The following is a 12,734-nucleotide window of genomic DNA, read 5'->3' on the forward strand; positions in this document are numbered from 1 at the left end:
CAGAGAAGTTAAGCCCGTTAGCGCAGATGGTACTGCTAATTGTGGGAGAGTATGTCGCCGCCTTTTTTACTTACCAAATGGTAAGTTTATAAACCCTTCACTTGATACAAGTGAAGGGTTTTTTTTTATCCTTTTTTTAAAAGTGAATTAAATCTTATTCTTATGATTTATTCTAAAAGAAATAGAATAAATTTACTCTTCAGATCTATAATATCTTAGTAATGAATTTATATAAGAAATAGATAAGAGCATTTCTATATATAATTTTATTGTTTGATCTCTGATTATTATATAAATAAGATTCTGAAACGTATTACAGTATATATATTGGAAATAAATCTTTATTGTATTGTCTATTTAAATCTATTAGATTTTGAAAGTTCTTATGTTTAAAATATAATAACTGAAAGGTTAGCGTCTAATCATTTTAGAATCTCAGATTAAGGCTTAGAAGTTAGTATATTTAGACAAAACAATATTTTGCTAACAGGCTTTATAGATTAAAAAAGTGGTTTAAAATACTCAATAATAAGCTCCTTAAATCAATGGTATGGGATTATAAGATAGAACAATCATACCGTGACAAGCATCAATTAAAATTTACAGAATCATATAGACTCTAATACAATACTTCATTTGTGCTGCTGTCAATAATAACTTTAACCCCAAAAAAAAGATGCTTGTATAAAAGCATCTTTGATTTATAAAAAAATATTTTCTTACCTTTTACTAATTTCTCCCCCAGATATTGATTTCTTTATTTTTTTATTACTAGGGTTTCCTCTATAAGTTATTGACCCCCCAGAAGATGCTTTAGCTTCTATAGATTTCTTTACGTCAATTTCAATATTCGCTCCAGAGCTAACAACAAGGTCTGCGTTTTTTACGCTTAGATTTTCAGCTTCCAAACTAGACCCACTACTTGCATTTGCCTCTAAATTGATGGAAGTTCCTTTTAAAATAATTAAAGAGCCGCTTGAACATGAAATATTAGTATTTTTAGATTTAATATTTAATTCCAAATTAGATCCACTACTAGTGTTTATCGTAATATTTTCCCCAATAACTTTTCCTTTACTTATCAATTGACTACCGCTTTGAGTTGAATAATAAATTAAAGGCTTTGTATGATAAACTCTAATTACACTTTCTTGGAGATTATTAATTTTCTTCTTAGAATCAATTTGCAAATGATTTTCAGCTAAAGTGTACTTAAATAAAGGTATTAAGTTTTTGCTTGCAGAAATATATATTTTATTTTCTTCAGCCTTAATTAATTCTACTTTCCATCCTTTAGAAACCGATAATTTTTCAAAATTATCGGTTAATACAATCTCTTCAGTTAATATTTCTCCTTTACCATCAATTCCATTGTTAATGTTAACATTACACGATAGAAAAAAGAAAGAAATCACAGTGCTTATAAATATTTTAGTCAAGGTTAGCATAGTATTTTGTTATTGGTTATTATTTTGATTTAATGAATCTAATATCTTATCATTAGTTTTATCTACATCGTTATACCACTCTTCTTTATTATCATCGTCAGAGAAAACTTCTATTTCTTCTTTACTGTCAAAATATATATCGTTTTCCTGCTCAGTATCATTTTCATTTTCCGGACAACTAGAACAAATTATTTTATTTTTTGCTATAAGTAAATATTTTCCCTCTTGCCCATTTTCTAAAATATCTTCATACCAAGAATAGTTTCGGTGATAACTATGAGTATTCTCATGAGCAAAAAGAATAGCTCCCTCAGGCAGATATAATGTTATTTCAATTTCTTGATCGAAATATTTATTTTTAAAAGCTGTAATAAAAAATCCGTCAAGGTAAAGAGTATTGTTTTTAAATTCTGAGTTAAACATAATCTGGTTAGCTCTTTGTCTAGCTTGTACATAGTCCTGACCTTCAGCTGACTTCATTATTTCTAATCTTGCTAGAGTGTCTGTAGTAGATTTGACAATTAGTCGAATATCTTTAGAAAAAATTATTTTTTCATTATTCTCATTATATTTAATTTGTACATCATCGTCTCTTTCTAATGAAGTATGCATCCATTCGTTATCCCTCATTTTAACGAATAAAGTATCATTTGTACGTATAGGTAAATTCTCTTTAAGTACTATATCTTCTTCGAATGCTCTGTGTGTGGCTTGTCTAATTCCTAAAAATGCAATAACAAAGATAGATAGTAACCAGACACCTAATAAAGTTAATTTTGCTGGAGTACCTATAGATTTTAAATTACTTACAACAATTTTTAATCCTAACAAGAAGATAAAGAATAAGGGAATTGCTGCGCTAAAAAAGATGATTATACTAGCTAACCAAATGGGAACACCAATATCTACCATATCTACATAATCCATCCAGGGAGCGTCAAAAATACCAAATGTACTAATACTTAGAATCGTGAATATGAGAGTTATTAAGCCCAATCCAGCAAATAGAATAATAAGTATTCCAATAAATTTCCCAATAATTTTTATGAATGATAAGATTAAATTACCAAGTGATTTGAAAAACTCTGAACCTCCTCTATTAGCTTTAGCGGTGTACTTTTTGTAGTCTACATCTTTAATTTTATCAGAAACGGTGTCAAAACCTTCCTTTACTTTTTTTTCTATATTGCTAATATTTATTGGTTCTCCTTTCATCTCTAATTTTTCTGAAGTAGTGATTGCTTCAGGTACTAAAATCCAGAATATTAAATATACGATTGCAAACCCTCCAGAAGAAAGAATGGTAAGTAGCACAAATAAAACCCTTACCCAAATGGTATCGATATGAAAATAATGACCCAATCCAGAACTAACACCCGCTATATAACTGTGATCTTTGTCTCTATATAATTTTTTAGATTTTTGGTAAGTTGAATAACTATTTTTAGGCTCTTGATCTTCAAAAATATCATCGTCTACCATATAGTCTTCAGGTTGTCCCATGATTTCTATAACAGCTTCGACCTCGACAATGCTAACTACCTGCTTGTCGGTTTTCATTTTTTCAGAAAACAATTCAGCAATACGAGCTTCGATGTCTTGAATAATTTCGTCTCTTCCTTGAGCATCTGTAAAAGATTTTTTTATTGCATTTAAGTAATCATTTAATTTTAAAAATGCATTCTCATCTATATGGAAGAAAACTCCTGCTAGGTTGATATTAACGGTTTTATTCATGAGTGTTGTTTTTTTGATTGGTAACTATGGTAACAGCATTTTGAAGGTTGTCCCAAGTGGTTGAAAGTTCGGTAAGGAAAAGTTGGCCTGTTTCTGTTAATCCGTAATATTTTCTAGGCGGTCCACTTGTAGATTCTTCCCATCTGTAACTTAATAAGCCAGCATTTTTAAGTCGGGTCAAAAGAGGGTAAATTGTTCCTTCTACAACAAGTAACTTGGCATCTTTTAAGGTATCTAATATTTCAGCAACATATGCGTCATTGTCACGAAGTATAGAGAGTATACAATACTCTAATACGCCTTTGCGCATTTGCGCCTTAGTGTTTTCAATTTTCATAGGCTTTCATTTTGAGTGGTATTAAACTGTTCATTTTTTGATGATGATTTGATGAATGATTCTTTTGTAAGTATGGGTATTGTAAGTGGGTATTTAAACTTTTTTCCTTCACTAGCACTTATACTTGCTTGGATTACAGCAAAGGTATCTAGTATAAATATGCCTATTCCTACAATCGCAACTATAGCGATAAAAATAAGATAAGGGGTTATAGCAAAATCTTTAGTATTTGAAATGGTTAAATTTCCTTCAGAAATGTAAAATTCATTTATTGTTCCAAAATTAAGACCTAAAATTAAACCAGCGAGTAAACTCACTCCAATCCAAATAGCGTAATATAAAAATATATTTAACTGAAAGTTAAGTGCCTGCTTGCTGTGATCTTCAATAAATGGTTCTGGCTTTTTAATCATTAAAATACACAGAGGAACTAAAAAATTTCCAAAAGGAAAAAAATATTTGCTAAAAGTACCTGCATGAGATAGCGTATACCAAGTTTTATTTTCTCTAGATTGCATAAGATATTATTTTATTATACAAATATATGGTTTTAAAAAGGTATTATGCAATACAAAGTACTAAAATTTAACAATTAATTTTTTAAAGTAGATTTATTTTACTTAAAAAAAATGAATAACTTACCTTAAAAAATTATGCTTACACCTAATAAAATCAATTGGTTTACTTTTTTTAAATTACCAGCTGCGTGGTGGAGTGGAGTAAAACTTAAAAGTATTGATGAAGAACGTTGTTCTACCAGCGTAAAATATAAATGGATTAATCAAAACCCTTTCAAATCGATGTACTTTGCAGTACAGATGATGGCTGCCGAATTGAGTACAGGAGCTTTAGTTATGAGCCATATTAAAAAACAAGATAGACCTATCTCTATGTTAGTGGCTAGAAATAAAGCAGAGTTTACCAAAAAAGCTATAGGTAAAATTACGTTTACTTGCCTTGACGGAAATAAAATTAAAAGTGCTATTGAAAATGCTATAAATACTAATGAGCCTCAAACCTGCTGGATGAAATCTATAGGAGTGAATGAAAATAATGAAACGGTATCCATATCAGAATTTGAATGGACAATAAAGGCTAAATCTTAAATTATTGTTAAGGTAAGGTGTTAAATAGTTATAAATTTTAACTTATTTTAAGATTTATTTGCAGAAAAATTACTAAATTCAAGTGTTTTTAATTCAAATTTATCGCCTATTCAAGAAAACTACTTTAACTAACTTAAACTGTTCGAATTATGTCTAGAGCAATGTTTGAATACACTAAAACGATCTTACAAAAAGTGAGTTTTGATGTTGTTTTGTTTTGCAAAGAAGTTGAAAAAGCGGTTGATCGATTATTACCTCATGAGGTAGAAGAATTGAGAGATTATATTTTACTACTTGTAAATCAAAACCCTACTTTAAAAGATTCATTAATATATCTAAAAGCTTAAAAAAAAAAAGCGACGCTTTTACTAACGTCGCTTTTTTTAATTTCTGTTTATAGGACTAATAATTTTTACATTTTGAAATGCAATAGCACCTTTTATAATACCAGCTATTATTTGTTGAAGTGCCTCGATAATTTGAATTTTTAATTCACTTTTGTGATAAATGAGACTTACCGATCTTGCAGGTACAGGTTCTTCAAACATTTTTAAATTACCTTTCTCTTTATCATTTAGCTCTAAGGTGTGTAAATATGGTAATAAAGTCATACCCATACCTTCATTAGAAAGTTTGATAAGCGTTTCAAAACTTCCGCTTTCTAATTGAAAAGAACTTTCTTCATAGTTCTTCTTTGTTTTGCAAAGATTTAAAATGCCTTCCTTAAAACAGTGTCCGTCTTCTAAAAGTAATATATCATCAATATTTAGATCTTCAGTTGTTAATTTTTGCTTTGTATACAATTGATGATTAGAGGGTATATAAGCAACAAAAGGTTCGTAATACAGCGTCCATTCTTTAATATTTTCCTGTTCCAAAGGAGTAGCAGCAATGGCAGCATCTAAATGTCCATCTTTTAATTTTTCTATTATCGCTTCAGTATGTAGCTCTTCTATTTTAAGCTTTACTTTTGGATATTTTTTAGTAAAACTCTTTAAGAACATAGGTAATAGGGTAGGCATGACAGTAGGAATAATACCCAACCTAAATTCACCACCAATAAATCCTTTTTGTTGATCTACAATGTCTTTAATGCGATCACTCTCATTTACAATATTTTTAGCCTGATAAACAATCTTTTTTCCTACTTCGGTTAACTCAATAGGTTTTTTAGATCTATCAAATATTTGAATGTCTAATTCTTCTTCGAGTTTTTGAATTTGCATACTCAAAGTAGGTTGAGTAACAAACACCTTTTGTGCTGCTTTCGTAAAATTTTGATATTCGGCTACAGCCAAAACATAGTGTAATTGAGTAATAGTCATGAGATAAGTATTTACAATGTAAAGATACTTATACTATCAAATAAATTTATTAATGTTTTCTAAAAATATAAGATTTATCGATGCTTAAAACCTGATAACAATTTCTTTAGTTTTTGCATTGACTTCAAATTTGGCGTCTTCCCAAGTTGGTGGACCCATTAACATAGGGTTATTCGAAACACCATAATCCTCCTTTGGCATTCCATTGTTTTCAAAGTCCATTTTCTTATTACCATTCTTGTCTTGAAAGCAGGAAATAGCATACCATCCATAAGGCACTTCATTAAAAGTAATAATGGCTTTTCCGTTTTCAATTTTAGCGTTTGCTGAGTAATTAGGTTGCGCTTTCATAAATTTTTCTTGCGTAGACATGCCTAAAAGAATCTCTCCTTCATCATTTGCAATATTTTCAATAATTACCGTTACGGTAGCGGTGTCTTGTGCAGTTATTTGTTGAGAAACTGCCATAATAAAAAGTAAAAATAAAGTTTTCATAAGATATAAGATTTGAATTATACCTTAAAGTAAAGCATACTTTAATCCCTAAAATAATCTTACTTACCCAATTGTAAAATGTAAAGGATGAATTGTTGAATATTATAAAATTCCCCTAGCTTTTATTTCTAAATACTTATTTATCGTATTAATAGATAAATCTTTAGGAGCAGTTAAAATGGTTTGTATTCCATGTTTTTCTAACTCTTTAGCCATATAATATTTGTCATTCTTAAACTGAGTCGCAATGGTTTGCTCATAAATTGTGGCTAAGTTTTCAGGGTTTTCTTCTGTAAACTTTTCTAGTTCTGTATTTTTAAAGAAAATGACTACCAAAACGTGTTTTTTAGAAATCGCTTTTAAATAAGGTAACTGTCTTTGTAAAGAAGAAATATGTTCAAAATTCGTATACAGCATTAATAAACTTCGCTGCGTTACTTTTCTTTTTAAATGTGCGTATAACAAGCCAAAATCACTATCTAAAAACTTAGTATCTACGTTATATAATTGATTTAATATAAGCTGTAGCTGAGTCATTTTGCTATTCGCTGGCAAGTAGTTTCCAATTTTATGCGAAAAACTTAGCATCCCCACTTTGTCTTTTTTCTTTAATGCAATATTAGAAAAAGCTAAGGTACTGTTGATGGCATAGTCTATCAATTTAAGCTCATTAAAAGGCATTTTCATTACTCTACTCGTATCAATAATAGAATAAATGGGTTGAGATTTTTCATCTTGATATTGGTTCACCATAATATCTCGATGCTTTGCAGTCGCCTTCCAATTAATGGTTCTTATATCATCGCCTTGAACGTATTCTTTAATCTGTTCAAATTCCATTGTATGCCCAATACGGCGTATTTTTTTTAAACCAATTTGAGAAATTCGATTATCTATCGCTAAGAAATCATATTTCTTCATCTGTATAAAAGAAGGAAATACTTTTACCATCTGGTTCTTGTTGAAAGTATATCTTTTTTTTATTAATTGAATGGGTGAAGACACGTAACAATTTAAATTTCCAAATATATACTTACCCCGTTCTACAGGTCTTAAACCATAAGAAGTTTTCATTTTTTTATGAGAAGGAATATGTACAGTTTTCAAAAAATCTCGTTTTTGAAACTGAACAGGAATCTCATCTATAATCTCTACTTTTAGCTTAACGGAATAATTATTTTTAAGCTTTATTTCTACTGAATTAAGATCACTATTCGAGAATTTTTCAGGTAACACACGTTCGGCTTCTAAGCTATTTTCTTTAAAGAGTAGAATAATATCCGCCAAGGTTAACAATAAAAACCCTAAAGCCAGTAGCCAGATATAAGCATAAATGGGTGTGTACCAATAACTAACTAAAAATAGTACAGCAAAGACACAAATAATCATGAAAAAGCGTGTATTGAAATATAAAGATTTAAAAAATTGAATCACGCTTATCTAGGAATTTCAATAGATTTGGTAATCATTTCAACCACGTTTTCGGTAGTCATTCCTTCCATTTCTCGTTCTGGAGATAGAATAATACGATGTCTTAAAACAGGATTTAAAACTTTTTTTACATCTTCAGGAATCACGAAATCTCTTCCGTAAATAGCGGCATAAGCTTTAGAAGCATTCATAATAGCTATAGAAGCTCTTGGTGAAGCTCCTAAAAATAGATGAGAATGATTTCTGGTTCTACTTACAATCTCTGCAATGTAATTAATGATTTTCTCTTCAATGATAATTTCATTAACCTGAGACCTAAAAGTATTTAGTAAACTTGGTGTAAGCACCGCTTCTATCATATCTAAAGGTTTTTTATCCTTTCGCTGATGATGCGATTGTAAGATTTGTACTTCCTGCTCTAGACTAGGGTATTCAACCTTAATTTTGAATATAAATCGATCCAGCTGAGCTTCTGGCAAAGCGTAAGTTCCTTCTTGTTCAACAGGGTTTTGAGTGGCCAAAACCATAAAAGGAGGATCCATTTTATACTCTTTCCCATCCATGGTCACTTGACGTTCTTCCATCACTTCAAAAAGTGCCGCTTGGGTTTTTGCTGGGGCACGGTTAATCTCATCTATCAATACAATGTTAGAAAATATGGGTCCGGGTTTAAACTCAAAATTAGAACTAGCCGAATTTAATATTGATGTCCCCAAAACATCGCTGGGCATTAAATCTGGCGTAAATTGAATTCTGTTAAAGTTGGTTTTAATCGATTTAGCAAAAAGCTTTGCGGTAATGGTTTTTGCAATACCAGGAACACCTTCAATCAAAACGTGACCTTCTGCCAAAAGACCGACGATTAATAACTCTATAAAGTCTTCTTGACCAATAATTACTTTTGCCAATTGTGCTTTAAGGCTTTCAACCGCTTGTTTTAACTCTTCTAAATTCAATCTACTATCAAAATTGATAGATTGCTCCTGATTATTTTCTGGTGATGTAGCTTCGTGGTCCATTCAAATATTAGTGTTTGAAGTTGGTAATTCGTTTATTGATTTTTTTCAATTCCTCTTTAGAAATCATTTTATTATGCTGCTGAAGTTGTAAAAAATCAATAAGCTCTTTTACTTCTTCTGTAGAGTGATTTGTTTTGTTAGCAATATCATTAATTAAATTGGAATTACTGTTTTGAGTGTTAATATGATATTTAAGCCTTAGCTCATGATAAAATTGATCGATCATTTTATGAGCAATTCCTGTATGATCTTTCCTTTCTAAATACATCCCTGCAATGGTTTGCGTGTATTCATATGTTTTATTTTTTAAAGGATTTCTTACGGGGATGCTTTGCTGTTTTCTTTTTCCTTCAAAGAACACAAATAATACCGCACCTATAAGAATGAAATAATATGCCCATTTTAAATATTTATTGTTCAGTAAAATATAAAGGGGAGACGTGTTAATAGTTTTTCCGCCTGAATAATGATTGTCCCAATAAAAATTATCTTCATTTAAATCTACATAGGAGATCGCATTTTGTGTGTACGCGTATTGTTTTTCACTAGAAAGTAAGAAAAAATTACTGAAAACTTCTGGAGAAGAATGAATATATATTTTTCCTTGGCCGAAAGGTGCTTCAATAAAATTAATAGATTCTTCCGTTTTTTCTAGATCTTCATCTTTGATTTGAACCAAGCCTAAAACCTGTTGATTAAGCGTATCAATTTCATTAAAATGAATAATTTCTTTGTCTTTCCGAAACGTATGCCAAGAATCTAATTTTAATTTGGGGTTGACGAGTTGATACTGGGGAAGGTTCTCAAGACCATTTTTTCTAACCCTACTTTTTTGACTCAACTTAAGAGTGTCTAAAAGAGTGGTGCTAAAATTATTGCTGGATAAAAAAAGTGTATTTCCTTTATTAACCCATGCTAGTAATTGTTCCGCTTCAGCTTTATCAAACATAAGAAAATTCCCGATAAAGAAATATGCTCCTGGTTTAATATCTCCGTATTTTAAAAACTCAAAAGGAGGTACATTAACCTCTTCTATTTGTGGAGCTTGTTTTTTTAATTCATTAAAGAAAGCGTAAGTCCCTAAAGGAATTTTGTCTTTATTAGAATAAGAAGGATACCAATTAACAGGATCTTTTTGATTCGCTTCAAGAAAAACTAGAGTTCCTAAAAGAGCGATTAGAATAACCAATAAAATTTTATAACGCTTACTCATAAGAACGGGTGTTAATGTGTTTCTTTAGCGCTAAAAAATCCTCTTCGGCAGTTTTGTATTGTTGCGGATTGATGGTAAAATTTCCGTACCAAACGAAATCATACAAATGCGTTAATTCTTGAAAAGGCTTATTGATTTTAATTTCTTGAATTTCTTTTAAGTAATCTTCATTCGTTTTTTCTTGTTCGTAGTTAATAAGATTCTTGTTTTTTAGCTCTCGTAAAATAAGAAGGTAGTAATATCTAATGGCTAACCTTAAATCACCCAACGCAATTGCCTCTCTAATTAGAGCTTCAATGTCTTTGTTTTCAATAATTTCTTGCTCTTCCGATAGGTAAACTTCTTGTTCGTTATTTTTAGAACCTAAACCTTTTCCAGGATTTAACTTTATAAAAAGCCAAACGATTAAAGCAATAATACCGCCAATAATTAGGTATGGAATAGTTTGGAATAAAAAACCTAAGAAACCTGTTGCTTTAATATCCCCAAAAAGAAAATCCCAAATACTATCGAGAATATTGAAAAACCATCGTTTTAGTTTAGTCCACCAGCTTTCAGCCTTTTCTTCTTCTACATAATCAAACTCATCTAGTTGTTTGTATTCTTCTAAAGTATCTTCATCAAAATGGAGAGGTTTTATATCCTCTCGTTGATCATATTGAATTTTTGCAATAGAATCATTCTCTACCAGCGTTTGAGCTTGAAGCACAGGAGCTGATAAATAATAAAAGAATAAAATGAGAAGAAGAGAACGCATGAATTTATCGGTTTCCTAAACTATTAATCTCGTCGTAAGTCCCTGTCTGATTTTTCTTTTCATTTAAATTGAAATAAATAAAAATACATGCTACGATAAAAATGATATAAAATAAATATTGACCAATACTAGAAACTGCTGTTAAAATCACATAACCCCAATCAAAAAAGGAACTAGGATCGCTTAAGCTACCTTCTTGAGATATAGCAAAACCTTTTACAAACATATAAATGATAGCGGGCAATTGAAAAATTAAACTCAAAATATATACTAGAATATAAGTAATAAGCATAGCGAAAAAGGACATCCACCAATTGCTTTTTATAAGTTGAAAGCTATAAGAAAAAGATTCTCCAATACTCAAATTATTAAAGGCATAGATAGAATACATAAGTGTAAGTACTACTCCAATATATATACCCGGTAAGAAACAAAGCATAATACCTATAAAAGTTAGTACTCCTATAATAAAGCTCATTCCTAAGTAATTCAACCAGTTTTGTTTTACATCTAAGCTAACTTCTTCTATAAGAATGGTTCCTTCATTTTTCATGTAAGATTTTACGGCATAATGTATAGTGCTTACTAAAAAAGCATAGAATACCGCCGAAGCAATTAGCATGATAATAGCTCCTAAAAATATAGAGAAATAAAAGTCTAAAATTCCATCAGAGACTTGTTGAGAGTCATTTAGTATACTCATCAAATCAAAACTTTGTTTTCCTGTAGTGTATGAATAGTAAGTAATCGCGAATACCAAAATAATAAAAGGTACACCCGCAGTTTTGGTTAATATTTTAAAAAGCGGCTTTATATTTTCTCTTATAAATTTAAAGGTATCACTTAAGATCTCTCCAATCTCTCTTTCTCTTTTAAACTGAATGTATTTATCAAACATGCTTTATTTCTTTTTTATGAAGTTGAATAGGGTAAATAATATAATAGTAAACGATTAAAGCTAACGAAATTAGAATAATAGATATGGCTAACCAATCTGGCATTTGGGTTTGTCGGGTTACAAAACCCTCTAAGAAACCAGCGACGATGAAAAACGGCACGGTGCTAATCACAATTTTTAAGCCCTCTTTAACACCATTAATAAACGATTGAAGTCGCGTGTAAGTGCCAGGAAAAAGTAAACCTTTTCCAACCACAAGACCTGCGCAACCAGCAACGATAATGACCGAAATTTCTATGGTTCCGTGAATCCAAATGGTTCTAACCGATTCCCATAATAATCCTTTATCATAAAAGAAATATTGAAAAGATCCCAGCATAATCGCATTTTGCATTAAAACGTATAAAGTACCCAAACCTAAAAATATGCCCAGCACATAAGCCATTAATCCAACCCGAATATTATTAATAGTAATCCCTAAAAACATATTCATTTCTTGCATTTGCTTATAAACCGCCATAGGGTCGCCTTTGTCTATATTGTCTAGGGTCATATTTACATAAGCATCTCCCAAAATAGAACGTACAAAGGCTTGCTCATTAGCAGCCGAATATGCTCCTACAATACAAAATAAACCAAAAACCAAGAAACTAATTAATAACTGCTTTTGGTGCTTATAAAATTGTAGAGGAAACTCTTTTAAGAAAAAAGAAAAGATTCTTCCTTTAGATTCTTTTTTGGTTTTATAAACTTTTTGATGCGCTTTCGCGGATAAAGAATTTAGGTACGATAAGGTTTTACTTTTAGGATAGAAAGTCTGAGCATAACTCAAATGATCTGTCACTTCAATATATAAAGCTGAAAGATCATCGGGTGAAATTTTCGCATTATTATCAATAACATTTTCAAATGTTAGCCATTTGTCCTTATTTTGCTTTACAAAAGCAGCCTCGCGCATAATTGAAAAT

General features: G+C 30.4%; 14 protein-coding genes. 2 read left to right on the plus strand and 12 right to left on the minus strand.

Annotated elements, in window-relative coordinates:
- Positions 1 to 719 precede the first annotated feature (719 nt).
- From FT986_RS12280 to FT986_RS12295, 4 genes are read right to left on the minus strand one after another with little or no spacing between them, the layout of a single operon-like run.
- The gene (locus tag FT986_RS12280) at positions 720 to 1,448 is read right to left on the minus strand and encodes a head GIN domain-containing protein (RefSeq protein ID WP_147865304.1); all 729 of its coding nucleotides are present in this window, start codon (positions 1,446 to 1,448) and stop codon (positions 720 to 722) included.
- Positions 1,449 to 1,457: 9 nt separating this feature from the next.
- Complete coding sequence (locus FT986_RS12285; RefSeq protein WP_147865305.1) at positions 1,458 to 3,185, minus strand: PspC domain-containing protein; 1,728 nt, start codon at positions 3,183 to 3,185, stop codon at positions 1,458 to 1,460.
- Complete coding sequence (locus FT986_RS12290) at positions 3,178 to 3,522, minus strand: PadR family transcriptional regulator (RefSeq protein ID WP_111542089.1); 345 nt, start codon at positions 3,520 to 3,522, stop codon at positions 3,178 to 3,180. The genes FT986_RS12285 and FT986_RS12290 overlap by 8 nt, the downstream gene beginning before the upstream one ends.
- Positions 3,519 to 4,040: a DUF4870 domain-containing protein gene (locus tag FT986_RS12295; protein ID WP_147865306.1), complete on the minus strand. Its 522-nt coding sequence runs from the start codon at positions 4,038 to 4,040 to the stop codon at positions 3,519 to 3,521. Before FT986_RS12295 ends, FT986_RS12290 begins: the two co-directional genes overlap by 4 nt.
- Positions 4,041 to 4,172: 132 nt before the next feature.
- Here FT986_RS12295 and FT986_RS12300 point away from each other — a divergent pair, with 132 nt between their 5' ends.
- Both FT986_RS12300 and FT986_RS12305 read left to right on the plus strand, forming a co-directional pair.
- Positions 4,173 to 4,628 carry a DUF4442 domain-containing protein gene (locus tag FT986_RS12300; protein ID WP_147865307.1) on the plus strand — a complete coding sequence of 152 codons (456 nt, stop codon included), beginning with the start codon at positions 4,173 to 4,175 and terminating at the stop codon, positions 4,626 to 4,628.
- 149 nt (positions 4,629 to 4,777) lie between these two features.
- Entirely contained in the window at positions 4,778 to 4,975 is a 198-nt protein-coding gene (locus FT986_RS12305) for a hypothetical protein (RefSeq protein ID WP_111542086.1), read from the plus strand.
- A gap of 36 nt (positions 4,976 to 5,011) precedes the next feature.
- On the opposite strand, the gene FT986_RS12310 is transcribed toward FT986_RS12305, so the two are convergent.
- From FT986_RS12310 to FT986_RS12345, 8 genes are all read right to left on the minus strand, one after another.
- Positions 5,012 to 5,953, minus strand: a complete 942-nt coding sequence (locus FT986_RS12310; RefSeq protein ID WP_147865308.1) for a hydrogen peroxide-inducible genes activator — start codon at positions 5,951 to 5,953, stop codon at positions 5,012 to 5,014.
- Between the two features lie 84 nt (positions 5,954 to 6,037).
- Positions 6,038 to 6,448 carry a DUF2141 domain-containing protein gene (locus FT986_RS12315; protein ID WP_147865309.1) on the minus strand — a complete coding sequence of 137 codons (411 nt, stop codon included), beginning with the start codon at positions 6,446 to 6,448 and terminating at the stop codon, positions 6,038 to 6,040.
- 102 nt (positions 6,449 to 6,550) lie between these two features.
- Positions 6,551 to 7,837 (minus strand): DUF58 domain-containing protein, encoded by a 1,287-nt coding sequence (locus FT986_RS12320; protein WP_147865310.1) that lies wholly within the window; start codon positions 7,835 to 7,837, stop codon positions 6,551 to 6,553.
- Between the two features lie 47 nt (positions 7,838 to 7,884).
- Entirely contained in the window at positions 7,885 to 8,898 is a 1,014-nt protein-coding gene (locus tag FT986_RS12325) for a MoxR family ATPase (RefSeq protein WP_147865311.1), read from the minus strand.
- A gap of 7 nt (positions 8,899 to 8,905) precedes the next feature.
- Positions 8,906 to 10,111, minus strand: coding sequence for a DUF4350 domain-containing protein (locus tag FT986_RS12330; RefSeq protein ID WP_147865312.1), 1,206 nt, complete (start codon positions 10,109 to 10,111; stop codon positions 8,906 to 8,908).
- Positions 10,104 to 10,868 carry a DUF4129 domain-containing protein gene (locus tag FT986_RS12335; protein WP_147865313.1) on the minus strand — a complete coding sequence of 255 codons (765 nt, stop codon included), beginning with the start codon at positions 10,866 to 10,868 and terminating at the stop codon, positions 10,104 to 10,106. The genes FT986_RS12330 and FT986_RS12335 overlap by 8 nt, the downstream gene beginning before the upstream one ends.
- A gap of 4 nt (positions 10,869 to 10,872) precedes the next feature.
- Positions 10,873 to 11,766 (minus strand): hypothetical protein, encoded by an 894-nt coding sequence (locus FT986_RS12340; RefSeq protein WP_147865314.1) that lies wholly within the window; start codon positions 11,764 to 11,766, stop codon positions 10,873 to 10,875.
- The gene (locus FT986_RS12345) at positions 11,759 to 12,724 is read right to left on the minus strand and encodes a stage II sporulation protein M (RefSeq protein WP_111542078.1); all 966 of its coding nucleotides are present in this window, start codon (positions 12,722 to 12,724) and stop codon (positions 11,759 to 11,761) included. Before FT986_RS12345 ends, FT986_RS12340 begins: the two co-directional genes overlap by 8 nt.
- Positions 12,725 to 12,734 lie beyond the last annotated feature (10 nt).

Origin of the sequence: Mesonia sp. K4-1, from assembly GCF_008017825.1 — a bacterium.
Taxonomy (GTDB): domain Bacteria; phylum Bacteroidota; class Bacteroidia; order Flavobacteriales; family Flavobacteriaceae; genus Mesonia.